We start from the raw sequence: 24,929 nt of genomic DNA, 5'->3' as shown, positions 1-24,929 counted from the left end.
CTTGCATCCTAACTAATCATTAAATAGCCAATGACAAAGCCAACACTCACTAGCACTAAGAGAGCACCTACTATTGGGTAACTGTGCTCAATAGGCTTACCTTCAGACAGGGTTTTTAAGCCAGTGACCATAGAGCGCGGTAAATTTTCTTTATGTAAAACACTACTCACCACAACCCCCGCTATATGTATAAACACGGCGGCTAACATAGCATTGGCTGCAAATTCGTGTAGTTCTTCAAGAAAATCTTCAGCAACACTCTCGCCGCCTAGTTCCCAATATAAACTGATACCACTCAGGGCAATAGTGATTCCTAGTGCTAGTAATATGAAAATCATCCAAGCCCCCGCCGGATTGTGGCCGACATAATGAATCGGTTGCGGATTGAGCAATGAGCGTAAATACAGAACAACTTGCTTAGGTGTATAGATAAACTCACTAAAACGAGCATAGTGTGTTCCCATAAAACCCCAGATCAGGCGAAATAAGAGTAATCCGGCAAACAAATAGCCTAAAGCAAGGTGAATATCGCGATAACGTTCACTATCTCCACTGATATAAGCGCCCGTAAACGATAAAACCAGTAACCAGTGAAAGGCACGAGTAGGAAAATCCCAGACTAATTGAGTGTGTTGCATGGCTAACTCCTAACGTGGGATACGTACGGTATCTTCGTCAAAATTGCCTTTATCGGCCTGCGTATGACAAGCCATACAATTAGCGGCACTTTTAATAGTCGGGTTTTTCCACTTTGCGGATGAAATTTCATCGTGCTCATGTTTAAACCAAGCGGTTTCTGTGATGCGAATTACAGGCTCGCCTTTGATGGTTTCGACGCGGCGTTGACTGGCGTTTTGTTCTAAAAAAGGTAGGATTTCTTGTAGGGTCTCCTTATCTAAACTCGCATCGACTCCAAAATGATTGCCGAGGTCATTCATCAGGGTTTTCCAAGATTCACGCGGCAATAGATTAGGCGGATAGGCGATATGGCAAGCACTACATTCACTTTTCCACGCTTCATTCATGACGTTGATGAGGGAGCCACTCCCCTCATGGTATTTGCTATTGCTTTCACGCTCTTCATGCTCCTCACCCTCATCATTATCACCCATCACAACGGATAAAGTAGCACTTAAGCTAATGAAACCTGCGAATGCCAAAGCAACTAAAAAAGGTCTTTTATATCGCATGATTAGGTTTACTCCTTATCGATTAAACGTGAGTAAATAGGTGATCACATCACCTTTTTCGAGCGCGGTGCATTCACGGTCGAGCACATCATTACAGTTGCGTTTAAACCATTTCTCGACTTTTTTAGTGGAGGTAAAGCGCTCAGCATTTGCACTAGGGGCTAAAGGATCAATGACTTTGCCGGTTTTAGCATGTTTACCTGCTTGAGTAGGATTAGCGGTGTGGCAACTCGCACAACTCCAATCATTGCCATGCGTTTGGTTAAAAAATACTTCGCCTCGACTCGCACTAAAGCCAGTGAAATTTCCTGAGGCTTGTGCAGCAGTAGCATAGGTTTTTAGAAAATCTTGGGGTGTTTCGGCTAAAACGATAGAGCTGAAAAGTAGCATAGTACCCAGCGCTAGTGTGGGTCGCAGCAATGACTTGTGCATGAGAGTGTCCTCTGAGCTAACTAGTTTTAAGATAGCTAGTTAGCTTAGAGGTGTTTTCTTAAAGATAGCTTATCTAGGCTAGCTAGAGTCGTAAGTACTTGAGCTAACGTAATCGGGTCTTTCCGGAGCAGTCTTGGCGGCAGGGATGCCGCCTTGTAGCATACAGGGATGTATTCACTAGGAATCCCCGTCCTTTAGGTCGGGGAGGATGTCAATCAGCGGAAAGAAAAGACTTCTTGATGGAAATCGGTTGCTTTTAAGCCTTCTTTGCTTAAATCCGCATTAATTTTTTCAGCAAATGCGGTAGGGCCACAGAACCAAACACTCGCTGTCTGCCAATCGGGCACCATAGAGCGTAGTTTTTCACCCGTCAGATAGCCATCACGCGCCTCAATAAAAATATGTAAATTAATATTAGCGGCTTTAGCGTCGGCTGCTAATTTAGCTAAAGCATTTTCATCAACTTCTTTAGTCGCATGGAATAGATCAATCACTTTACCATCAGGATTATTCGTGAGGTGTTTCATTTGCGCTATAAAAGGAGTAATACCAATACCGCCACCGATCCATATTTGCCGAGGTTTGTTATCTTGGAAAGTAAAGCGTCCATAAGGGCCTTCTACGATAACGGTTTGTCCTATCTTTAAGCGACTTAATAAGCTTTTAGTATGATCGCCTAATTCTTTAATAATAATAGTTAAAGAGCGTTGGGTTTCATCCCAAGCCGAGGCAATAGTATAAGGGTGAGCACCTACATCAAGGTGTGAATTAATAAAGGCAAATTGTCCCGCCTGATGCCCAGGCCAGCCTTTTTCTAATTGAATGGTGGTTTCTAAAACTTTAAGGTCTTCATAATAATGGATAGAAGATAAAGTCCCACTCACTTGGCGTTTAACACCAACGCGTTTAAACAGCACTAAAACCGCTGCCACTGTACCCGCCGCGAGTAAAGGAATTAATACCCAGCCAATCGGTTGACCCCAATACGGAGCTTTAACTAAAATCAGCGCGTGATAAACCAAGAATAAATAAATAACGGCTAGCCATTTATGCGTTTGCTTAAATAAACGATAAGGAAAACGTTGAATCAGCGCTAGCACTAGCAGTAGGGCGGCGATATAAAACGCCCATTCGCCAATAAACTCCGCAATCCCGCGTTGGCTATTGATAAAAGATTCCAGCGTATTTTGGGTTTGTGTACCATCACCCGGTGGACGCCGACGGGTAGGGCGCTCTAGCCAACCCCAGCCCACCATCCATTTCGTGCCTTTTGCCATCCACCAGTGCATCACACTGAAAATCAGCGCCGAAATGCCGAGCCATTTATGCAAACGATACATTTTATCTAAGCCATTGAGATAACTCTCAATCCAGACCGGACGTACTGCTAGCAACATGGCAATACTCATCATCCCGATGCTGATAATACCGCTGTACTGTACGAACTGATCACGAAAAGCAAAATAACTCAGAGGACTCGGAAAAGGCAGGCTTGCTATAAGCCATAGCAGGGTCAAGCCGACCAAGGCTATCCATAGCGTGATTTTAATAGGTTTCATTGTTTTAGACTCAACTTAAGATCTCATTCAATACTATCAATTAATTTTTGTTTAAGAAGTTTAGCCTAAAAATAAGGAAGCTTGGTGGCACAATTGTGTAAATTATCCACGCCGATTGTTGAATTTGATTTAAAGCTAAGGCTTTGATTTAATAAAAGGATAGCATCTAGCTCCCCCTAACCCCAGCAATAGGAGTGTTTTATTATGGCGACGATTGAGTTACGTGGCGCTGATCCCGTGGATATTCAGCAGTTATCTGAGCAGTTAGTCAGTGAATTAAAAGGGCTGGATGCGGATGTGGATTGGCAAATTCACTATTCAACTGAGCATATTGAGAGTAAGGACATTACTCGCGGCATAGACTTAGTGCCTTATATTCCCATTGCGGTGGCAGCGGTGAGTGCGGGGGGCGCATTGTCATTATTTTTAAGCCAAGACAGTATCTTAGGTAAAATAGCCCAGATTTTTGAAAAGCAGGTGGAGAATAAAAAAGCGGAGCTGATTATTAAGACCGAGGATGGTAGCTCGATTGAAATACGTGCCAATATGACCGGACGCGAAATTGAAAATATTATCCGCGAAGTGAATCGGCGGGATCGGGCGGCTAGTACGGATACTACGACTAATACTAGTTCATCCGGTGATAATACTAGTTCACCCAGTGAGGCAAACTAGGCTGGCGGATTAGGTTTGAGCTAGTACAAATTACTTTTTTATGCTTGTTTCTAAGCATGTCCATGCTCAGTAATATACTGCTTTAGTGCGTCATCTAGTCGGCTCTGCCAGCCTTCACCAGATTGCTTAAAATACTCCACTACCTCAGCACTTAGGCGAATAGACACAGGTACTTTTAACGGTGCCTTTTGTTTGCCGCGTTTGGGATATTGTACCGTAGCATTTTTCCAATAGGTTGCGACTTCTGCGGAATCGTTGGGATTGTAGTCTTCATCATCAGGCTCTACGGTATCCGGTGCCTTATTTAAGGCGGCTTGCATTTGCTCTTTACTGAATATCTTTGAAGTATTGCTTGGTTTCATGTTTAGTGGCCTCTCGGCAAGAAATGATATGTACATCAAGTTCACGATCTACCCACACCATGAACACGACACGACCTCGCAACCATGCAAGGCTTTGTAGGCGTTGCTCACCATAGGCTCTTCGATCATCCTCTATAGTCAACATCGGAAACTCAAAGACCTCATCTAGGTCGTTAAAGTCAATTCCGTGCTCCTCTAGATTGCTTAAACGCTTGGCCTCGTTCCAAGTTGCCATAGTGGTTAAATACCTTTTTTGTATACACGATAAGACTAGCATCAGTGCTAGCAATAAACAAGGCAAGGTTGTCCTCTATAAAAGAGCCGATGGGCTTGTAGCAATCAGGAGAGTAATTAGGGTGATTCTGTGCATATTTTTAAGGGATTTAAATACTGCTTTGTATTTTGTTTGGTACCACTTGAAATGATATGAGGTAACGGGTGCAACAGGCACCCTTAAATCCTTAGAACTGTTACGTCATAGTTTGAAATGCCCTGTTTTCTTAACTATTTTTATAGTGTGTTATAGCGGTTTGGATTTACCCCGTTTCATTCGATGAGGGATCTATCATGATACGTTTTATAGTGGTTTTATGCTTTAGTTGGGCAATGACGACTGGTTCGGTCGTCTTGGCAGATGCCACCCAAGATTATAACAAAGCTTTTACGGCTTATGAAAAGAAAGACTATGCGACAGCGCTCAAACTCTTGAAGCCTTTGGCAGAGCAAGGCAACACTAAGGCTCAATTTTTTATAGGAGTTATGTATATCAATGGATGGGGAGTAAAGCAAAATAAAAACACTGCTTTGCAGTGGCTCACCAAAGCGGCAGAACAAGGTGATGCTGATGTTCAATATTACCTAGGGCTTCAGTATTCCCTCGGTGATAGATTCAAGCAAGATGATAACAAAGCCATACATTGGATTACCAAAGCGGCAGAGCAAGGGCTGGCTAAGGCTCAATATAACCTAGGGCGTAAGTATTCACTCGGTTATGGGTTCAAGCAAGATGATAGCAAAGCCATACATTGGATGACCAAAGCGGCAAAGCAAGGTCATGTTTATGCTCAATACCACCTAGGGCTTATGTATGCTAACGGTAAGGGAGTCAAGCAAGATGATGGTAAGGTTCTGGAGTGGATTACCAAAGCAGCAGAACAAGGCCATGTTACGGCTCAATATCACCTAGGGCTTATGTATGATATTGGCGAGGGAGTCAAGCAAGATGATAGCAAAGCATTGCAGTGGATTACCAAAGCGGCGGGACAAAACCATGTTAAGGCTCAATATTACCTAGGGAGTAGGTATGCTAAGGGTGAGGGGGTTAAACAAGATTATAGCAAAGCATTGCAGTGGTTTACTAAGGCGGCAGAGCAAGGCGATGCTGACGCTCAATATAACTTAGGGCTTATGTATGCCAAGGGCGATGGAGTTCAGCCAAATGATATCAAGGCCGTAAAGTGGTATACCAAAGCAGCAGAACAAGGCCATGCTGATGCTCAGTACTACCTTGGAGTTAGTTATGCCCATGGCGTGGGAATCAAACAAGATGATAATAAGGCTATGCGGTGGCTTACCAAGGCGGCAGAGCAAAACGATACGACGGCTCAATACCTGCTAGGGTTAATGTATGCTGATGGTGAGGGAGTCAAGCAAGATAAAGGAAAGGCTGTGCAGTGGCTTACCAAGGCGGCAGAGCAAAACGATACGACGGCTCAATATCTGCTAGGGTTAATGTATGTTGATGGTGAGGGAGTCAAGCAAGATAAAGGAAAGGCTATACAGTGGCTTACCAAGGCGGCGGAACAGGGCGATGCGAATGCTCAACAAGCCTTGAAGTTGCTCAATATAAAATAATCGGCGACCTCATCTAAAAGGCTAAGAGTGAGCTTCTGGCTCACTTCTTACGCTTAATCAGCAGCTTATTGAATGCATGGCTAGTTGGTGAGGAGAATTAAAAAGTAGTATAATTATATGATTTTTCAATTAAAATTGCTTTTTTATTCTTGCCTAGACGTATCATAAGCCTCTAAACAGGCACTATTGGGATTATTCACAAACGCCTCAACTTCACCCCTAATCGTTAGCAGTAATTCAACAATACGTTGCCGAGGTTGATTACCACATTTGAGCCAAATAACTTTGGGGGTGCCCATATAGTGCTGAAAAGTCATGAAAGTCACTATCTTGTGTCACCAAGACAAAATCATTTTGCTTAGCATAATCCTAGACCTCACGATCACTGGCCGACTCCATACCAGCTAAGGCAATCTGTGATGAATCAGGATAAGCCTCTTGAATGAAGGGAATAATCCGTTGAGATAGATTTTCATCTAAAAGCAGTTTCATGCTACCACTAAAACCTGCAAGGTGTGCTCACGATTGGCCGCAAATTGTAAACAAGCCATAATATCCGCAGCTTCTAACTCTGGAAAGTCTTCTAATATTTCTGAGATACTCATTCCTGCCGCAAGCCAACCCAACACATCATAAACTGCAATCCGTAAACCTCTAATACAAGGTTTACCACTACGCTTACCTGCCTCAAGAGTAATTCTATCTAAGATTTTTGTTTTCATATTAGATCACTCCATTATTGTCGGGTCTTTACTGAGATGCTGAACGCATATGGACTATTATAGACATAAGACGGTGAAGGGAATATATTTTTAAATTAACTTGTTGATTATTTTATAATAAAAACTTTGTAATTATAATTTGCTACACTGCTACTACACGCAAGCATAAGATAGTTATTTTTTGAAAGTAGATGAGGTTTGCACTTTACCCATTGAGCAAGAGGGAGATAAAGGTTTCAGTACCTAAGTTTGATTGCTGGTTTTCGACAGGTCTATCAAAGCGTTGGGTAAGATTATGGTTTTGCTTGTACTAGCTCAAGTTATGGATAGCATCAGTCCGGTGCTAATAGGTTTTGTACTCGCTTTTTAATCCCTATTTGTACATCAGCCCAAAACTCATCCTTATCAGAATCCTTTCTTAAAGGCTCGCCCTTAGTAGGTAAGGCGGTAATATCCCCTAGCTGAAATCCCTTAATGCCGTGTTCTACCCAATCAGGAGTATCCCGCGCAATAATAGGAATCACGATGGCTTCTTTAGCCTGATAACGCTTTAGTGCCAGCGGTAGCTCAATCTCATAACAATAATCCGTAGCAAGAAAATCAGGGCTAATTAATAACAAAATCAGATCAGCCTTGATGAGTTCTGCTTTAATATCCTCATGTACTAGCCCACCGGCTAGCAGTTGCTCATCTGTCCATGCCTTCACCTTAAATTGGCGGCTAATAATTTTTAGGCGTTTCTCTAGTGCTAAACGATGCTCTTTATCCTCTTTTGAGTACGAAATAAATACTTGAATGGCTGGCTTTTCGACAGGTTGGTCAAGGCGTGAGGTAAAGTTTTCCTCTTTCTTAAATTCAGGTAAAGCTTGAGCCGCCTCTTGCCCGCGTTGTAATGATTCTTCATAACGAGGGTGGGGGCTAATTTCGTTTACCAATTGACGCAAAGCATATAGCAATTGTTCCTGATGTGTCCCGCGTAGACTAAACTGTAAATAGCCTTGATTCGATTGGGTTTTATCAGGAATATGACACACTAAGGACACTTGTCCCCATTCAGTCTCACAGTAAATACCCTCCCGCCACGGTTGAGCATTCTCTTTATAGGTTTCGCCCAAACGAATAATCAAGCGCTCGATAATGCTACGGTGCAAGAAGGGGTAGTGAACCTTATAGTGCCAATCCTTAGGGTCATTGCCCCATAATTTCTCAGTCGGATTTTTTTCAGGCAAAAAGGCTGGAATAATGTATTCACGCTTGGCAAAGGGAGTATCCCACTTGCGGTTTGCTTCATAACAAATATGACAATTGCGCATGAAATTAATATAAATTTCGCGCTCAGCTTCGGAGGTGTTTTGCCAAATTAACTGGCTTTCAAAACCTGAGAATTTTCCCCCTTTCTTGAGTAACCGTTCCCGATAGGGAGCCTTACGATCAAAGACTTTATAGACAGCCTCGATAATCCAGTTTTGATCTAAAATGATTTGATCTTGAAACGCACCTTCTCGATAAAATATAACCCCTGTCTTATGCAGGTAGTCTGCAAACCACTCGGCATAATCAATCTGATGCTCTTGACACAGCGTGGTAAATGTTTCAAAGCTCAGAGTTTTGTGGTGAGCGAGTTTATAGCGATTAATCGCCTCTTCAACGGCTAGCCATGAGCGGGGTAATTGGAGACAGACTCGCCCTTTGAGTTCTTCAATCACATCGTCAATCATCCCCTTTAAGCCCTTAATATTTTTATACTGTAAGGCGGAGATTTTAGCGGCTTGGCGAATTTGCTTAGCCCCTAGCATATCAGCGTTGAAGTCAGCAGGGTAAGCACTAAGGTGCTTGTCTGAGCGATCTATCTGATTTTTGACTAGAATCACGGGGCTATTGGGCGCTAGATCATGAATAGCCTCTAGCCAATAGCTCACAGGGTGATTTATTTCTGTGGGTTGCTCTTCGGTTTCCTCTGCCCACACTAAGAGATATAGACAATCGTCACTTAAAAAGAGGCGGTGAGTAGCATGGTAGATTTCTTGCCCACCAAAGTCCCAAAGTTGCCAAGTGATAGGCTCGTTATTTTCAGAGGAGAGGCAGCAGGTTTCAATGGTAATCCCATGCGTGGATTCCATATGGGGAGGTGCAGCTTTTTGATGTTTTAGGGCATAGGCTAGGCTAGTTTTGCCAACGCGACCATTGCCAACGAATTGAATCTTGAGTTGACGCCGCCATTCCGAGCCTTGTTTAAGGGCTAGGTAGTAATGACGCAAGCTTTCATAACAGCCGTAGAAGTAGTGTCCTAATAGCACAGAGGGAATAGAGGCAATGGGGTTATTGGCTAAGCGTAGTTGATTAAATCGATGAGACAACAGGGTTTCAACGAAAGGACTTAAGTCGGTGATCTTATTGAAGCGGCAATCGAGTACTTGTAACTGTTGGAGTGATTGCAGAGGGCTTAAGTCGGTGATCTTATTGAAGCGGCAATCGAGTACTTGTAACTGTTGGAGTGATTGCAGAGGGCTTAAGTCGGTGATCTGATTGCTATCACAGTCGAGTTCTTGTAACTGAAGGAGTGATTGCAGAGGGCTTAAGTCGGTGATCTGATTGTCACCACAGTTGAGTGCTTGTAACTGGTGGAGTGAATGCAGAGGGCTTAAGTCGGTGATCTTATTGCCGTCGCAAATGAGTATTTGTAACTGGTGGAGTGAATGCAGAGGGCTTAAGTCGGTGATCTGATTGCTACCACAGTCGAGTTCTTGTAACTGAAGGAGTGAATGCAGAGGGCTTAAGTCGGTGATCTGATTGTGATGGCAATGGAGTGATTGTAACTGGTGGAGTGAATGCAGAGGGCTTAAGTCGGTGATCTGATTGCCACTGCAATTGAGTGATTGTAACTGATGGAGTGAATGCAGAGGGCTTAAATCACTCAAACTTTGTTTTTCTACGTTTAAACGTAAGAGTTTAGTTAATTGAGCAATTTCTGGAGGAATAGTCTTGATAAGTCCTTTTTCCCCTAATATCCACATGGAAAGGTCTAATTTCTCTAACCAAACCAGCTCAAACACACTAGGCGGGATTTCATCTAATAACAGTAGATTACTCAAGTCCAAGCGAGGGGCTTTGGTTTGACGGCAAGCTTCAATACGTTCTAAAGCAATCTCTAGGGGAGTGGGCATAATAGACCTAGGGTTAAGGGCGCGGATAGACAGATTTTAAAGTAAGGAGCGTGAGCAAGTAAATCAGCGAATCACTCTCCCCTAGGTGCAATCATGGATAGCATCAGTCCGGTGCTAATAGGTTTTGTACCCGCTTTTTAAGACCTGTTTGTACATCAGCCCAAAACTCATCCTTATCAGGCCACTGCTTTAAAGGTAAACCATCCTTAGGTAAAGGGGTAAGTTTGCCTAGTTTAAACCCTTCAATCCCGTACTCTTCCCAATCAGGAGTATTCCGTACAATGATAGGAATCACGATGGCTTGTTGAGCCTGATAACGCTTTAATGCCAGCGGTAGCTCAGTCTCATAGCAATCGTCATCATTAAAGAAATTAGAGCTGATTAATAACAAGATCAAATCGGCATTGGTGAGTTCTGCTTTAATATCCTCTTTGGTTAGACCACCTGCTAGCAGTTGCTCATCGCTCCATGCTGTAACCTTAAATTGGCGGCTAATATTTTTAAGGCGTTTTTCCAGTTCTTTGCGGTGCTCTTTATCCTCTTTTGAGTACGAAATAAAGACATGAATCGCTGATTTTTCGACAGGCTTATCAAGGAGCGAGGTATTAGTCATCAATACCGGAATGTCTGCCCCTTTAAGCCCTTGCAGCCCAATAGCAGTCACCCCCAATTGATGCGCAAACTCAAATGATTGACCTGCACCTAACGCATCATAAAAAGCAACGGCATATTGCAGTGCTGTCTTATCAGGGATAGCAATTGACATCCCTATGACATGCGGAATGTATTGGGTCAGTACCTTAGCTTGTTCAGTGCTGTAACACGCATTGAGCACCACACATTGAATCTGACTCTTAAACAAATCAAATAATTTCCCCAGCGCATCATTAGAAATAGCTTGAGCGTTACCTGTTTGATCTTCTAACATTAAACCTAATAGCCCCTCCCCATGCCCACAAAAATGCACAATGGTAGGTTTAACCTCTAATAGGGCACGATACAAATCTTCAGCACGTAAAGCATGACGTACTTCCAGTTTAAATCCATCGCGTTGTTGTGAGCGTTGTAAGCCTTCACGAATATCACGTACTTCTTGATCAAGGCGTAGTCGTCTAGTGTCAACAGGGTTAGCAGCCAAAACTAAAATAGTATGTTGCATAGTGGGGTTCTTATATAAAGTAGTCTTGCCTATTAATTAACACAAAGCGATTATGATTAAAAGCGAAGTCATTGAAAGTACTTGTTGTTTAGTCGGTAGTGAAGTGAGTCAAAAAGGCAAGGTTGCCCTTGCCCTTGCCCTGTTGGGTTGGTCTGAGTGAAGTGTTTTAATTTAAACGTTTTGGGGTAATGTCAATTATCGGACGGCTGATAATTTCAATCTCAATCAAGGCCGAATGAATACGGTTAACATTCACCTTAAATACCCCACTACGCTGTAACTCCCTTTCTCGAATTTGTAGCGCTTGGTCATCGCTGATATTAAGTCGAATGGTTTGAACGCTATTATCAAAGTGCATTTAAACCGCCTCTCTTTTAGTTAATTCAACCCTATCCGCTTTATATTGACTGGCTAAGATATATTTAGGTCTGCCATTGGTATAATCAGGATTCAATGCTAATACGCCTAAGTTATAAGCTCTATCTAGCCAATCACTCGCTAAACCTTCGGCTAATTTCACCCCTACCGTTAATTGATTTTCTATAATCAGGGTTTTAGCAGGTCTAACCGTTGGAGATATATCACCTTGTTTAATTAATTCTAGCCATTGGTTAAATACGCGCTCTTGTGCGGGTTTCGGGGCTAGTTTGGTGTCGCCTGTATCGGCTAGCGTCTCACCGACCGCGTACACTGGAGACGGTGCGGTGAGACGGTCTGAGACGGTATGGTGAGACGCTGGGGAAGCGTCACGGGACGCTAGGGACACCTCGCTAGGGATGGTGGAAAAACCTTCCCGTGAAGGTTGGGAAGCATAGGCAGTGATACCCGCAAAACCGACTTGAGGCATTGAATAGGGTAAGGCTACGGTTTCAGGTGCTGGGCTTTTTTCAATACTGAGATTATTTAAATGGTGTGGGTTTATATTCCAATCGAATGATTTATTCGCAAAGCGGACTAATGCCGGAAGTGGGGTAGGTTTACCAAATAGCTCGGTAAATATCACCACGCCTAAAATACTAAACTCTAAAGCTAAGGCAACTAAAAAAGCGACGGCATCGCGTGACATTCCAAACGCGGCTTTAAACTCTGGTGCTTTGTTTTCGAGTACCTGTGCAATGCGTTGGTTTTCTTGGGCTGAAATAGTGGCAGCATTGGCTTGTGCTTTGGCTATGTCGGGATTATTCAAATAACCATAGTGATCGGCTTCTCGTGCTTTTAATTGAGCCGTTAATATTCCGGCTTTGGCGGCTTCAATCGTATCTCGACTCGCTGCAATTTTATATTGTGCGGCTAGCTGTAAGTCTTGGTTCTTACCTAAAAAGGTTTCTATGACACTGGCACCCGCTGTCAGCGAATACCACATGATCATGAGCACCCCAATAGCGGCAATGCTACCGACTAAACGAAAGCCATAGCGCCACGCGGCAATGGTGAGGCGAATCAAGAACCCTTCGGAGAAGTTAAAGGCAATGACCATTGCACCCACTAGGTAGCCCAAAGGTTCCCAAATGGGTGAGAAAATACCATAGGCAAACAGGCTACCCATTAAACCGGCGGCTAGTAACAGCACCTTTTCAACCACATAGAGGCCGCCTAGTCCTTTGGTTTTGTGGCGTACTGAGTTGAGTTTTTGGGGGTTGTGTTTGTTGAGATGTAGCCAGACTAGACCACCTACCATCGCTAGGAAGGCGAAAACCAGTAAGTTATCCATGATTAACCTCCTAACTCTTGTTTAAGTGTATTGTATTCAGCTACATAGCTCGCTCGTTTAGCAGCAGTAGCGCTATCCATAGGGATACCTGCACGAGTGAATAGTGTATCTAAGCTGCTGATTTCTGCTTTTATGGCGTTTAAACGTTGTGGGGTAGGAGGAGTCACACTAGGAACGCTCAAACTCGCTCTTGGTGTGTTATTTGCTTTTAGGGCACACAGCGCACGACGGTCTAGGGTATTACGTCTTGCTGCTTGGGTTAGGGTGCGTAGATACCCCATGATATTGTTTATCTTGCCCTTATTGAGGCTATGGGCTAGCAGTAATAGGCAATCATGGGCTTGTTGCGGGCTGAGGCCATCGAGTATCTGAGCCGCTTGGTGGCGTTGGGTGCTATCCCAAGTGCTTGGATAGGGTAATTCATCCACAAAATCACTATTACAATTACAACAACAATCCTCGGTTATGGTAGGGGGAGTGAGTGTTGCGGTTTTAGTGGGTTGCTCGCGCTCGGTTGTAGCTGTTGAGGTTTTATCTGTAGTAGGTATAACTGTATGTATCCGAGTTTCAGACGTTTTTCCGTCCGAATTTCGGAGGTCTTTTCCGTTTTTCGGAGAGGGAGGTGTTATTAAGTCCAGATCGGCGTGTGCTAGAAAATGCGCCGCTATGGTATAGGTGTACTCATAGATTTTGTGCGGGGTCGCCTCAAATAGACCCACCTCGACTAGACGTTTTAGCGTGGGTTTGACTCGGTCTTTACGAGTACCTGATAGTTTAACAATACGCTTTAGGGTCAAAGCATCGGAGGTTTTACCAAAGCAGATGGTTTGACGAAAGAGCACCAAGAAGGTTTTAAGCTCATTCTTGCTTAAATCAGCGGCTAGGGCAGCATCAATTAGTTCATGGGCTAGGCTCATAGGGCGGCCTCCGGCATGAATAAGCGCTTTAGGGGCTGTGCAGGGTAGTGGTCGTTTATCATCACACTCCCTCCTGATTAGAATATTTGCCGTCAATGAAGGCCTGTATGTCAGATTGCTTCCAGGCGCTCACTTTCTGAGAGAGCTTTAGTTGTCTGGGAAAGCGGCCATCACTAATCAGACGGTAGATCGTGGTCTTGCTGAGTCCTGTACAGTACATCACCTCTTTTAGGCGTAGCAGCGGATCAATGCCTTTTACACTTAGAGTCATCACAGACCCCCTTGTACTAGTGTGAGGGGGGCTGGTTTGCTACGGCTAGCATCAAAGGTTATGGGGTGAAGTCTATAGAGAGTGTCAGGATACGGATTGATGAGGCTGTGTGAGGTATCAGAAAAGGGGAGGCTAGTTAACGCCAAAAGAATGAGGGCACTATTGCCCATAGTACTACGTGCGGTCATATTGCTATACCTTGTGACTAAATTTTAAGAGTGGGCAAAGTTGCCGGATGCTCTTAACGTTCACAAGGAAACGCTGTAGTTATTCCCGCCTGTGCGGTGTTGTATGCCCTACGCATCCGGCGATAATTCCGCCGTAATACAGACATAAAAAAACCGCCTGTGAGGTGGGAGCGGTGCTTGCCGCCTTGTGTGCTAAGAGTTCCGGTCTTGCCGGATAGACCTAACTCAATAGGTCATAGGCGAACGATAATATACTTAGGCGAACGTAGCAAGAGGGACTAAGGCACGTATGACATTAACCCTCAGCTAGTAAATGTTTTATGCGTGCTGTAATGCCTGTGTGTACATCAGCCCAAAAGTCGTCCTTATCAGGCCACTGTTTTAAGGGTAAACCATCCTTAGGTAAAGGGGTAATCTGGCCTAACTTAAAATCACCAGCCGCTTGCTCCTGCCAATTAGGAGTATTCCGCACAATGATAGGAATCACGATGGCTTTTTTAGCCTGATAACGCTTTAGTGCCAGCGGTAGCTCAATGTCATAGCAATCATCATTATCAAAAAAATCAGAACTGATTAACAACAAGATCAGATCGGCTTTGCTCAGTTCTGCTTTAATATCCTTATCAGTTAGTCCACCTGCTAGCAGTTGCTCATCACCCCATGCTTTAACCTTAAATTGGCGACTAATATTTTTAAGGCGTTTTTCTAGTTCTAAACGATGCTCTTTATCCTCTTTTGAGTATGAAATAAATACTTGAACGGCTGGCTTTTCGACAGGTTTGTCAAGGCGTGAGGTAAAGCTTTCCTCTTTCTTAAATTCAGGCAAATCTTGAGCCTCCTCTTGTCCTCGTTGTAATGATTCCGCATAACGATGATGTGGGCTAATTTCGTTTACCAATTGACGCAAAGCATATAGCAAGCCCTCCTGATGTGTGCCGCGTAGACTAAACTGTAAATAGCCTTGATTCGATTGGGTTTTATCAGGAATATGACACACTAAGGACACTTGTCCCCATTCTGTCTCACAATAAATGCCGTCTCGCCACGGCCGAGCATTGTCTTTATAAGTTTCGCCCAAACGAATAATCAAGCGTTCAATAATGCTACGGTGCAAGAAAGGGTAGTGAACCTTATAGTGCCAGTCCGTAGAGATATTGCCCCATAATTTTTCAGTCGGATTTTTTTCAGGCAAAAAGGCAGGAATAATGTATTCACGCTCGGCAAAGGGAATATTCCAATAACGGTTTGCTTCATAGCAAATATGACAATCGCGCATGAAGTTAATATAAATTTCGCGCTCAGTTTCATCGGTGTTTTGCCAAATCAATTGACTTTCAAAACCTGAGAATCTTCCCCCTTTCTTGATTAACCGTTTCCGATAGGGAGCCTTACTATCAAAGACTTTATACACTGCCTCGATAATCCAGTTTTGATCTAAAATAATTTGATCTTGAAACGCACCTTTTCGATAAAACATAACCCCCGTCTTATGCAGGTAGTCTGCAAACCACTCGGCATAATCAATCTGATGCTGTTGGCACAGCGTGGTAAAGTGGTCAAAGCTCAGAGTTTTGTGGGTAAGTTTGTATTGATTAATCGCCTCTTCAACGGCTAGCCATGAGCGGGGTAATTGGAGACAGACTCGCCCTTTGAGTTCTTCAACCACTTCCTCAATCATCACTCTTAAGCTCTTAATATTTTTATACTGTATTGCAGAGGTTTTAGCGGCTTGGCGAATTTGCTTAGCCCCTAGCATGGTAGCACTGAAATCAGCAGGGTCAGCGCTAGGGTGCTTGTCTGAGCGATCTATCTGATTTTTGACTAGAATGACCGGACTATTGGGTGCTAGATCATGAATAGCCTCTAGCCAATAACTCACAGGATGATTTATTTCTGTGGGTTGCGCTTCGGTTTCCTCTGCCCACACTAAGAGATATAAACAATCATCACTTAAAAAGAGGCGGTGAGTAGCATGATAAATTTCTTGCCCACCAAAGTCCCAAAGCTGCCAAGTGATAGGCTCGTTACTCTCAGAGGAGAGGCAGCAGGTTTCAATGGTAATCCCATGCGTGGATTCCATATGGGGAGGTGCAGCTTTTTGATGTTTGAGGGCATAGGCTAAGCTAGTTTTGCCAACGCGACCATTGCCGATGAATTGAATCTTGAGTTGACGCCGCCATTCAAAGCCTTGTTTAAGGGCTAGGTAGTAATGACGCAAGCTTTCATAACAGTCGTCGTAGATGTCTCCTAATAGCACAGAGGGAATAGAAGCAATGGGGTTATTGGCTAAGCCTAGGTGCTCGAATTGACGAGACAACAGGGTTTCAACAAAAGGACTGAAGTCGGTGATCTGATTGTCACGGCAATCAAGCCATTTTAACTGGAGGAGTGAATGCAGAGGGCTTAAGTCGGTGATCTTATTGGAACGGCAATGGAGTGATTGTAACTGCTGAAGTGAATGCAGAGGGCTTAAGTCGGTGATCTGATTGCCACTGCAATCAAGCCATTTTAACTGGAGGAGTGATTGCAGAGGGCTTAAGTCAGTGATCTGCTTCCAAATGTTTTCAGGATTACGGCGGCAAGAGAGTGATTGTAACTGCTGAAGTGATTGCAGAGGGCTTAAGTCGGTGATCTTATTGCCACCACAAGCGAGTGATTGTAACTGCTGAAGTGATTGCAGAGGGCTTAAGTCGGTGATCTTATTGTCACCGCAATTGAGTGATTGTAACTGGTGGAGTGAATGCAGAGGACTTAAGTCGGTGATCTGATTGTTCCAGCAACCGAGTTTTTGTAACTGGAGGAGTGAATGCAGAGGGCTTAAGTCGGTGATCTGATTGTTCCAGCAACCGAGTGATTGTAACTGGAGGAGTGAATGCAGAGGGCTTAAGTCGGTGATCTGATTCCAACTGCAATCGAGTGATTGTAACTGATGGAGTGATTGCAGAGGACTTAAATCACTCAAACTTTGTCTTTCTACATTTAAACGTAAGAGCTTAGTTAATTGAGCAATTTCTGGAGGAATAGTCTTGATAAGCCCATGTAGCCCATCAAATTTCCCCGGTTGAGTGGAAAGGTCTAATTCCTCCAGCCAAACCAGCTCAAACACACTAGGTGGTATTTCATCCAGTAGTAGATTTCTCAAGTCCAAACGAGGGGCTTTGGTTTGACGGCAAGCTTCAATACGTTCTAAAGCAATCTCTAGGGGAGTGGGCATAATAGACCTAGGGTTAAGGGCGCGGATAGACAGATTTTAAAGTAAGGAGCGTGAGCAAGTAAATCAGTGAGCTACTATTGATTTAGTCTCAAACTCCTCTCTCAAAGGCTCACCCTGAGTGAGTAAAGCACTACTATCCCCTCGTTTAAATCCATTTGTTTAGCTCATTAACCAGTTCACTTCTTACGCTTAGCCAGCTTATTAAGTGCGTGGCTGATCTCATAGTCTTGGATCGTATCAGCCTCGCTACCATCCAGATTAAAACGCTTACCGCCTTCACTGACCGCTTGCAGATAGAAGCGGTTAGCCGTGTGCCACTCTAAGAGCTTCATCACCACCCGCTTTGAAGCACTCAAATGATGCTTACCCACATGCTGAAACACTTGCCGCTCAAAGTTCAAGGCCAAGGGTTTACGTTCACGCCACATCGCAAACCCATTGAGGCTAGCGTCTAGCTCTTTGGCGCGTATATCAGAGGGGGGCTTAACTTTCTTTTTCGGTGGCTTGGGTCTAGCAGGCTTAGCCACGGACTTAGCGTCTTTATCCGTTGGCTTGGGTTTGGGTAGCTTCCTCGCTCGATAAAAATCGGTGCCCTTTTCCGGTTTGACCTCCTGTAACTTGTCCTTAGTCAATACCCGCTTACCCGTGCGCTGAATCGGCTGTTCGGGTGTTAACTGGTCGGGTTCGGTAGGTTCTATTGGTGTGGTAGGGGTAGGAACCACTTTCCTAATAATCTTAAGTGTTTTCTTGGGTTGGTCTGTCATGTAGGTACTCGCATCAGTGCAAGATTTTCGCTAGGTAGCGTGTTGTATCTTTGGCTAGTCTACGGGGTTTTAGTCGGCTTAGCATTAGCACTATCTAGAAAATCACCCCACCACTGCATCATTTTAATACGTTCTGGCAGGTACTCAGCCATATAGCGATAAGCACCTGCTACCTTGTTACGTTCTGCATGGGCTAATTGTTTTTCAATAATATGAGGCTCAAAACCCGCATCATGCAACGCACTAGAAGCCAAAGCACGGAAACCGTGAATAGTAGTCCGATCTTGCCAGCCCATGTGCCGTAGTACACTCAGCAAAGCATTCGGGCTAAGCTCTTTGTCTCGGCTTGTGGTGTAAAAAATTAAATGTGAATCACTTGTAAATGGCTGCAACTCTCTTAAGAGCTGTAGGGCTTGATCAGAGAGTGGGATGATATGAGCTTCTCCCATTTTCATATGATGCGCCGGAATATTCCATACGCGATTGTCCCAATCAATCTCTACCCATTCCGCACTACGTATTGAACCCGTACGAGCAAAGGTTAATAGAGCAAACTGTACCGCACGACGCATGACTTCAGAGCGGTATTTGCCTAGATCGTGCAGAAAGCTAGGTAAGTCTTTAAGCGTAAGTGCGTTAAAATGTGTCTCCTTAGGTTTGGCAATCATAGCAATACTTAAATCAGGTACAGGATTAAATTTAGCGCGTCCGGTAGCTACGGCATAGCGCATTACGGCACCTAGACGCTGCTTAACTTTACGAGCTTTATCTAATGCCCCTCTACCTTCAGTGCGTCGGATTACCTGTAAGAAGTCCATTGCTTCTAGTTCCGCAATAGGGCGAACACCAATATAAGGGAGTATGTCACTCTCTAAACATCGTAATACTTGATTAGTATTAGTGCTAGACCAGCGGTTTAGTTGAGCGTTGTACCACTCAAAGGCTATATCTCTAAAGGTTTCATGCTCCGCTTGTATTTTGGCGCGTTGCTTTTGTGTATTTGGATCAATACCTCGCTGGATCAAGCCTTTAACCTCATAAAGCACCGTTCTAGCTTGCAATAAGGTGGTGTGAGGGGGAGCTTTATTATCCTTAAATTCACCAATCGTGTAGACCGTTAGCTTTTTAGTCAGTGGGTTGCGATAGCGATGTATCCAATATTTAGTACCTTTAGGTCTAATCTCTAATTGCAAACCATCACCATAGGTTAAACGGTAGATTTTATCTTGGGGTTTAGCATGACGTGCCTCTAGTTCTGTGGAGGCATTGTGCTTAGGCTCAACGGGGTTCATGGGAATCTTACAGCCTTATCTAATGAGGGTTGTAGGGAGTTACTACACGTCGTACTACACGCGACTTTAAAATTAGACTTAATCTAGCAAAGTTACTACACAAATTACTACACGAAAATTCAGACTCTAGTAGTGCTTGTTGGAACGTAAACGGACGATAGGATTAGGATAAAAGGCTTATTTTTTAATGATTTAGAACGATATAGGACGATAAAGAATTAATTGATGGAGCGGTGAAGAGAATTAAATTATATATATAACAATATGATTTTATTTTAAATAAATAGTATATATTTTTTTATACACACTGTCTTACACACAAAAATATTAATTTATTCTTTAATATCAAATACTTAGTTTTTTATATTTTAAAGGTGTTAGTTTTCCCTAACAGGGCAATATTGCCCTGTTGGGTTAACCTGAGCACAGGGATTAATTTAAATGTTTTGGGGTAACGTCAATTATCGGACGGCTGATAATTTCAATCTCAATCAAGGCCGAATGAATACGGCTAACATTCACCTTAAATACCCCACTACGCTGTAACTCCCTTTCTCGAATTTGTAACGCTTGGTCATCGCTGATATTAAGTCGAATGGTTTGAACGTTATTATCAAAGTGCATTTAAGCCACCTCTCTTTTAGTTAATTCAACCCTACTCGCTTTATATTGACGGGCTAAGATATATTTAGGTCTGCCATTGGTATAATCAGGATTCAATGCTAATACGCCTAAGTTATAAGCTCTATCTAGCCAATCACTCGCTAAACTTTCGGCTAATTTCACGCCTACCGTTAATTGATTTTCTATAATCAGGGTTTTAGCAGGTCTGACCGTTGGGGATATATCACCTTGTTTAATTAATTCTAGCCATTGATTAAATACACGCTCTTGTGCGGGTTTCGGGGCTAGTTTGGTGTCGCCCGTAGCGGCTAGCGTCTCACCGACCGCGTACACTGGAGACGGTGCGGTGAGACGGTCTGAGACGGTATGGTGAGATGCTGGGGAAGCGTCACGGGACGCTAGGGGCACCTCGCTAGGGACGGTGGATATACCTTCCCGTGAAGGTTGGGAGGCATAGGCAGAATAACCCGCAAAGCCGACTTGAGGCATTGAATACGGTAAGGCCACGGTTTCAGGTGCTGGGCTTTTTTCAATACTGAGGTTATTTAAATGATGTGGGTTTATATTCCAATCGAATGATTTATTGGCAAAGCGGACTAATGCCGGAAGAGGGGTAGGTTTACCAAATAGCTCGGTAAATATCACCACGCCTAAAATACTAAACTCTAAAGCCAAGGCAACCAGAAAGGCGACAGCATCGCGTGACATTCCAAAAGCCGCTTTAAATTCCGGTGCTTTGTTTTCGAGTACCTGTGCAATGCGTTGGTTTTCTTGGGCTGAAATGGTGGCGGCATTGGCTTGTGCTTTGGCTATGTCGGGATTATTTAAATAACCATAATGATCGGCTTCTCGTGCTTTTAATTGAGCCGTTAATATTCCCGCTTTGGCGGCTTCAATCGTATCTCGACTCGCTGCAATTTTATATTGTGCGGCTAGCTGTAAGTCTTGGTTCTTGCCTAAAAAGGTTTCTATGACACTGGCACCCGCTGTTAGCGAATACCACATGATCATAAGCACACCAATAGCGGCAATGCTACCGACTAAACGAAAACCATAGCGCCACGCGGCAATGGTGAGGCGAATCAAGAATCCTTCGGAGAAGTTGAAGGCAATGACCATGGCACCCACTAGATAGCCCAAAGGTTCCCAAATGGGTGAGAAAATACCATAGGCAAATAGGCTACCCATTAAACCGGCGGCTAGTAACAGCACCTTTTCAACCACATAGAGGCCGCCTAGCCCTTTGGTTTTGTGGCGTACTGAGTTGAGTTTTTGGGGATTGTGTTTGTTGAGATGTAGCCAGACTAGACCACCTACCATCGCTAGGAAGGCTAAAACCAGTAAGTTATCCATGTTTAATCCTCCTTGCTTTGGCTAGTGTTTCGTGCTGATTCTTCACAATCGAGGTTATAGAGCCAGATTGCCGCTCGTTCTTGCCTTGCTTCGTAGAGGTTTTCTTGTTCCCAATCAGTGTTTCTACAGTTATTTCCAGTACTCCAAGGGGTAGCAGAGCTACCCAATGAAGAAAAAGAAGAAAGAGCGGAATCCGTGCTAGCTTGAGAGCTAGCTTGCACGGTCTGGCTAAGGTCTGACTTATAGGTAATCTCAGCGCCTTTGAGCACATCATGAAAGGTCAGCGCATCGGCTTTTAATTCAATGCGCCATGTATACACACGGGTTTTAATGGTGGGGTTTTGGAAGAGGCTAATGCCTTTTACCCTTGCCACCACTTCACCATATTTATTGGTGAGGATTTCACCCGTGCTTTTATCAATGCGGGATAGGGTATAGAGTTTGAGCGGTTGGTCTTTGCGTAACACACAGGCTCCGCCTTGAGTGACTAGGTAGCGTTCCCAATCACCACGGTCAGCGGCTTGATAGGCTGCTTTGAGTAGGTCATGTTCAAGGTCGGCCTCGTCTTTGATGCGACGTAGTTCACGCCATACACCGACAGGCGCACCGCCAATTTGCTGAAATTGACGGATACCCCATAGGCTCGCCCAAGCCCGTACACGGGAGGCTGATTCATTGGCGGCCTTGCCACTTTCAAAATCTTCATCCAGTCCAAAACCGTCAATATTTTTTGAAACATACTTGGCAATATAGCCGGTCGCACTGCCTTTGTTGGTGTCGATCTTGACGGCTTGAAAGCGGTATTTAAACGCGCCTTTCTCGTTGCCGTCTTCCATCAGTGCGTATTCACGCATCAGGCGGGTGACTTCATAGCGGTCATTTTTGGGCATAAAGAGCACTAAATGCCAGTGCGGTGTGCCGTCGTGATGTGGTTCTGCAATGCGAAAACCGTACACACTTAGCTCGTAGTATTTAAAGCTAGCGCGAATCTTTGCCCATAGTTTTGTGAGATAGGCTTGAGCTTGGCGGGGAGTCGTGCCGTTATAGCTAGGGTTTGGAATCGCTTTGCCGCCGGTGCTGAGTGTTTGCGCGTGGTATTTAGAGGGGCAGGTGAGGGTATAGAATACCGCCACATGACCTTGTGACTTGGCGTAGTTTTCATAGCCGCGCATTCTCACCATGAGTTCAGCCCGACGGACTTCGGGGTTCGCTAACGAACCCTTGAGTATGTTCAGCATATCGAGGCGTTCGCCGGTTTCTTCGCACACGGCCTCTAGGCGCTCCATCGCTTGATAGCTATTACGAATCCGGTTCGTGATGCGGGTATGCAATGGATTAGAGAGATAGGCCGCTATACCACGTCCGACCGCGTGACTGGCAATCATGAAGTGCTCTTCTTCACGATCTTGGGTCACGGTCAAGCGTCTACGCCAAAACTGTTCATCTTGTACTCTGGCAATCAGGCCGCTGGGGTTTTGTGTACCGATGGGCAAGCCTTGATTCTCTAAGAGTTCACAAGCGACTTGGTAGGCTTGGCTTTGACTATCTTCACCTTTACCTACGGCACGAATGGAACGCCTAGCCAAGAGGCTAAGACGCTCGGCCTTGAGTTTTATGGCCTCATCAGAGAGTGAGACATTGCGGCAACTGTGCGGCTTCACCCGCTTAAGGGTGTCGGCTGCGGCTAAGAGGCTAAGGTTTGCCTCGCGTCTGCCTTCAGAAGCTCTAACCGTGGTATTGCTAAAGGTCTGCTCATAGCGTTGAGTGAGCACCTCATGGGTAAGGGGAGGCAAGGCCGCTAGTTGTGTGGCAATCCATGCGGCATCCTCAGGGTGATGGTTAAAGGGGAGGTGATTAAGCATGATGCACCTCGCCTTGTATCTCATCTTGTACGTTTTTGGTCAGCCAGTTCACCCATAACCTTGCACGCATGGCGTAGGGGTTTTCAGGGTGCTTTTGAGCAATGCGTTTTTCTATTTCATCTTTGACTCGTTGTAGACGTTGGTCAAAGTTGGCAGGGGTAGGAGTCGGTGTGTTCATGCGGTGGCTCCTTGAAACGGCTGATAGGCTCCAGCTTTTATGGCCTGTTGAATTTTGAGTTTCAGGAAGGCTTGCACGTCGGCTTGTCGCCAGACACTCAGCTTAGGCGTTAATTTGATCGCTTTCGGGAATTGTCCCTCAGCCATGAGCTGATAGATGAGGCTTTTACTAATTCCGGTCATGGCGATGACATCATCTAGCCTTAGCATTTTTTCTATCGGGTCGGTCACTATTGGACTTGGTACCATAGGAGCAGGAGGCAAGGGAGCCGGATTGAGTGCGGCTAGGGTGGGGGCTTTGATGGTTTGCTTTTTGCGAGGAGGTAATAGGCTCATGCTGCCACCCCGCTATGTTGTTTTTCCCATTGCGTTAGGTCTTCATCAACTAAATGGCTCTCGATGTTTTCTAGTTTTTCAAAGGCATTCCAAAGGCGGTTAGCTACTTCTTGCGTAACCTTGACACCCGCATTGATTTCACACACGCAACTTAAGCGTAGATGGTCATGAATCAACTGAACTTGTGCTTGTAGAAGGTCGATTTCCTGCTTAATGCCAGTGATTTCATTGACAAGGTGACGGTCAATCATGATCATGCTGCCACCTCCTCAAATTCTTCGCCTTCACAGACTTCTACTAGGCAGTCATGGCCTGCAATATCAGCAAGCCATATCGTTTCTCCGTCGCCTTCGTTATTGATTAGGTAACGCTCACAAGGCTGTTTTTGCCCGTTTAGGTAGAAATATCCTGAGTCAATGGATTCAAAATGTTCAGGGGTAATCAATTCACCCAAAGCATTGAGGTAGGTATTTGGGTTCATGCTGCACCCCCAAAGAGATGTTCTAGGGTTTGCTTAGCGGCTGCTACGCTGTCAGATTCAAAGGTTTCTAGGTTGACACCGTGATAAGTGGCGCGACGGTAAGCAGCATCGACAAAACGGCAAGTATGCGGTTTGTTATTAATTTGCCCCTGATGGTAGCCTGCGATAATCCACGCAATGGGTAAACCGTCTTGGTAGGCAATAATGCCGTGGGGATTTTCAATATAATGGAGAGGATGAGGGGAGGCTATAGCCGTGCTAGCACAAGCGCTTAAGGCGTTCATGGTCGTATTCACTTTGGTAAGTTCTAGGATAAACCAGAAATTGTCAGGTGCTCCTAACGCTCCAAAGGAAACGCTGCGTGTATTTCGGTCTAAGCCGTGTTGTAGTCTACGCTCACCCGACATAACGCCGTGTTGTAGGTAGCTTACAGGCTTATAACCACCGCCTGCGTGTTGGCGGTTATGGTCGCCCTTTAGATGATAGGAGTTTGCAAATTCTGCATTCATGCCTAACTCAATAGGCACAAGTACATGATACCGTGGTGAGGTGCTTTCACTCAATTCAATAAAATTGAGGTATTGAGCCTTGATTGGTTGTATTTTTTGAATGATCAGCATAT

General features: G+C 44.5%; 27 protein-coding genes and 1 pseudogene. 2 read left to right on the top strand and 26 right to left on the bottom strand.

Features of this window, described 5'->3' with window-relative positions:
* Positions 1 to 8: 8 nt before the first annotated feature.
* The 4 genes from A3IK_RS0105835 to A3IK_RS0105820 form a co-directional block, all read right to left on the bottom strand.
* Positions 9 to 638, bottom strand: coding sequence for a cytochrome b/b6 domain-containing protein (locus tag A3IK_RS0105835; protein ID WP_020559041.1), 630 nt, complete (start codon positions 636 to 638; stop codon positions 9 to 11).
* Positions 639 to 647: 9 nt separating this feature from the next.
* Positions 648 to 1,190, bottom strand: coding sequence for a diheme cytochrome c (locus A3IK_RS0105830; RefSeq protein ID WP_020559040.1), 543 nt, complete (start codon positions 1,188 to 1,190; stop codon positions 648 to 650).
* Between the two features lie 15 nt (positions 1,191 to 1,205).
* Positions 1,206 to 1,622 (bottom strand): DUF1924 domain-containing protein, encoded by a 417-nt coding sequence (locus tag A3IK_RS0105825; protein WP_020559039.1) that lies wholly within the window; start codon positions 1,620 to 1,622, stop codon positions 1,206 to 1,208.
* 215 nt (positions 1,623 to 1,837) lie between these two features.
* On the bottom strand, positions 1,838 to 3,181 hold the full coding sequence (locus A3IK_RS0105820; protein ID WP_020559038.1) for a ferredoxin reductase family protein: 1,344 nt from the start codon (positions 3,179 to 3,181) through the stop codon (positions 1,838 to 1,840).
* Between the two features lie 204 nt (positions 3,182 to 3,385).
* Here A3IK_RS0105820 and A3IK_RS0105815 point away from each other — a divergent pair, with 204 nt between their 5' ends.
* Positions 3,386 to 3,856 (top strand): hypothetical protein, encoded by a 471-nt coding sequence (locus A3IK_RS0105815; RefSeq protein WP_020559037.1) that lies wholly within the window; start codon positions 3,386 to 3,388, stop codon positions 3,854 to 3,856.
* 50 nt (positions 3,857 to 3,906) lie between these two features.
* On the opposite strand, the gene A3IK_RS0105810 is transcribed toward A3IK_RS0105815, so the two are convergent.
* Positions 3,907 to 4,218 (bottom strand): BrnA antitoxin family protein, encoded by a 312-nt coding sequence (locus A3IK_RS0105810; protein WP_026220826.1) that lies wholly within the window; start codon positions 4,216 to 4,218, stop codon positions 3,907 to 3,909.
* Positions 4,184 to 4,453, bottom strand: coding sequence for a BrnT family toxin (locus tag A3IK_RS0105805; protein ID WP_020559035.1), 270 nt, complete (start codon positions 4,451 to 4,453; stop codon positions 4,184 to 4,186). Before A3IK_RS0105805 ends, A3IK_RS0105810 begins: the two co-directional genes overlap by 35 nt.
* A gap of 332 nt (positions 4,454 to 4,785) precedes the next feature.
* Between A3IK_RS0105805 and A3IK_RS18695 the strand changes: the two genes are divergently transcribed.
* Positions 4,786 to 6,072 carry an SEL1-like repeat protein gene (locus A3IK_RS18695; RefSeq protein ID WP_020559034.1) on the top strand — a complete coding sequence of 429 codons (1,287 nt, stop codon included), beginning with the start codon at positions 4,786 to 4,788 and terminating at the stop codon, positions 6,070 to 6,072.
* A 143-nt stretch (positions 6,073 to 6,215) separates the two neighbouring features.
* Here the strand turns inward: A3IK_RS18695 and A3IK_RS21705 are convergent, their stop codons facing one another.
* From A3IK_RS21705 to A3IK_RS0105700, 20 genes and pseudogenes are all read right to left on the bottom strand, one after another.
* Positions 6,216 to 6,389 (bottom strand): hypothetical protein, encoded by a 174-nt coding sequence (locus A3IK_RS21705; protein WP_020559033.1) that lies wholly within the window; start codon positions 6,387 to 6,389, stop codon positions 6,216 to 6,218.
* Positions 6,334 to 6,564: pseudogene (locus A3IK_RS21700) on the bottom strand (DUF5615 family PIN-like protein). The gene A3IK_RS21705 and the pseudogene A3IK_RS21700 overlap by 56 nt, the downstream one beginning before the upstream one ends.
* Positions 6,561 to 6,794 (bottom strand): DUF433 domain-containing protein, encoded by a 234-nt coding sequence (locus A3IK_RS0105790; RefSeq protein ID WP_020559031.1) that lies wholly within the window; start codon positions 6,792 to 6,794, stop codon positions 6,561 to 6,563. The pseudogene A3IK_RS21700 and the gene A3IK_RS0105790 overlap by 4 nt, the downstream one beginning before the upstream one ends.
* A gap of 332 nt (positions 6,795 to 7,126) precedes the next feature.
* On the bottom strand, positions 7,127 to 9,958 hold the full coding sequence (locus tag A3IK_RS0105785) for a leucine-rich repeat domain-containing protein (RefSeq protein ID WP_020559030.1): 2,832 nt from the start codon (positions 9,956 to 9,958) through the stop codon (positions 7,127 to 7,129).
* A gap of 103 nt (positions 9,959 to 10,061) precedes the next feature.
* The gene (locus A3IK_RS21695; RefSeq protein WP_020559029.1) at positions 10,062 to 11,117 is read right to left on the bottom strand and encodes a TIR domain-containing protein; all 1,056 of its coding nucleotides are present in this window, start codon (positions 11,115 to 11,117) and stop codon (positions 10,062 to 10,064) included.
* A gap of 166 nt (positions 11,118 to 11,283) precedes the next feature.
* A complete protein-coding gene (locus A3IK_RS0105775) occupies positions 11,284 to 11,475 on the bottom strand; it encodes a hypothetical protein (RefSeq protein WP_020559028.1) in 192 nt (63 codons plus the stop codon).
* Positions 11,476 to 12,828: a hypothetical protein gene (locus A3IK_RS0105770; protein WP_020559027.1), complete on the bottom strand. Its 1,353-nt coding sequence runs from the start codon at positions 12,826 to 12,828 to the stop codon at positions 11,476 to 11,478. It abuts the gene before it with no gap.
* Positions 12,829 to 12,830: 2 nt separating this feature from the next.
* Complete coding sequence (locus A3IK_RS0105765; protein WP_020559026.1) at positions 12,831 to 13,745, bottom strand: replication protein; 915 nt, start codon at positions 13,743 to 13,745, stop codon at positions 12,831 to 12,833.
* A gap of 61 nt (positions 13,746 to 13,806) precedes the next feature.
* Entirely contained in the window at positions 13,807 to 14,016 is a 210-nt protein-coding gene (locus A3IK_RS0105760) for a helix-turn-helix transcriptional regulator (RefSeq protein ID WP_020559025.1), read from the bottom strand.
* A 483-nt stretch (positions 14,017 to 14,499) separates the two neighbouring features.
* A complete protein-coding gene (locus tag A3IK_RS0105750) occupies positions 14,500 to 17,418 on the bottom strand; it encodes a leucine-rich repeat domain-containing protein (protein WP_020559023.1) in 2,919 nt (972 codons plus the stop codon).
* 176 nt (positions 17,419 to 17,594) lie between these two features.
* Positions 17,595 to 18,182 carry a ProQ/FINO family protein gene (locus A3IK_RS20215; RefSeq protein WP_110690321.1) on the bottom strand — a complete coding sequence of 196 codons (588 nt, stop codon included), beginning with the start codon at positions 18,180 to 18,182 and terminating at the stop codon, positions 17,595 to 17,597.
* 59 nt (positions 18,183 to 18,241) lie between these two features.
* Positions 18,242 to 19,474: a tyrosine-type recombinase/integrase gene (locus A3IK_RS0105740; RefSeq protein ID WP_020559021.1), complete on the bottom strand. Its 1,233-nt coding sequence runs from the start codon at positions 19,472 to 19,474 to the stop codon at positions 18,242 to 18,244.
* Between the two features lie 432 nt (positions 19,475 to 19,906).
* A complete protein-coding gene (locus tag A3IK_RS0105735) occupies positions 19,907 to 20,098 on the bottom strand; it encodes a hypothetical protein (protein ID WP_020559020.1) in 192 nt (63 codons plus the stop codon).
* Positions 20,099 to 21,451, bottom strand: coding sequence for a hypothetical protein (locus A3IK_RS0105730; RefSeq protein ID WP_020559019.1), 1,353 nt, complete (start codon positions 21,449 to 21,451; stop codon positions 20,099 to 20,101).
* A gap of 2 nt (positions 21,452 to 21,453) precedes the next feature.
* Entirely contained in the window at positions 21,454 to 23,313 is a 1,860-nt protein-coding gene (locus tag A3IK_RS18680) for a replication endonuclease (protein WP_020559018.1), read from the bottom strand.
* Positions 23,306 to 23,491 carry a hypothetical protein gene (locus tag A3IK_RS0105720; RefSeq protein WP_020559017.1) on the bottom strand — a complete coding sequence of 62 codons (186 nt, stop codon included), beginning with the start codon at positions 23,489 to 23,491 and terminating at the stop codon, positions 23,306 to 23,308. Before A3IK_RS0105720 ends, A3IK_RS18680 begins: the two co-directional genes overlap by 8 nt.
* Complete coding sequence (locus A3IK_RS21690; protein ID WP_020559016.1) at positions 23,488 to 23,826, bottom strand: helix-turn-helix transcriptional regulator; 339 nt, start codon at positions 23,824 to 23,826, stop codon at positions 23,488 to 23,490. The genes A3IK_RS0105720 and A3IK_RS21690 overlap by 4 nt, the downstream gene beginning before the upstream one ends.
* Positions 23,823 to 24,077, bottom strand: a complete 255-nt coding sequence (locus tag A3IK_RS0105710) for a hypothetical protein (protein ID WP_162596617.1) — start codon at positions 24,075 to 24,077, stop codon at positions 23,823 to 23,825. Before A3IK_RS0105710 ends, A3IK_RS21690 begins: the two co-directional genes overlap by 4 nt.
* A 2-nt stretch (positions 24,078 to 24,079) precedes the next feature.
* Positions 24,080 to 24,307: a hypothetical protein gene (locus tag A3IK_RS0105705; RefSeq protein ID WP_020559014.1), complete on the bottom strand. Its 228-nt coding sequence runs from the start codon at positions 24,305 to 24,307 to the stop codon at positions 24,080 to 24,082.
* Positions 24,304 to 24,927 carry a hypothetical protein gene (locus A3IK_RS0105700; RefSeq protein WP_020559013.1) on the bottom strand — a complete coding sequence of 208 codons (624 nt, stop codon included), beginning with the start codon at positions 24,925 to 24,927 and terminating at the stop codon, positions 24,304 to 24,306. Before A3IK_RS0105700 ends, A3IK_RS0105705 begins: the two co-directional genes overlap by 4 nt.
* Positions 24,928 to 24,929 lie beyond the last annotated feature (2 nt).

It is taken from the genome of Thiofilum flexile DSM 14609 (assembly GCF_000380185.1).
Classification (GTDB): Bacteria; Pseudomonadota; Gammaproteobacteria; order Thiotrichales; family Thiotrichaceae; genus Thiofilum; species Thiofilum flexile.
Note: the sequence above shows the minus strand (reverse complement) of the source record. Positions and strands in the feature narration are given on the sequence as shown.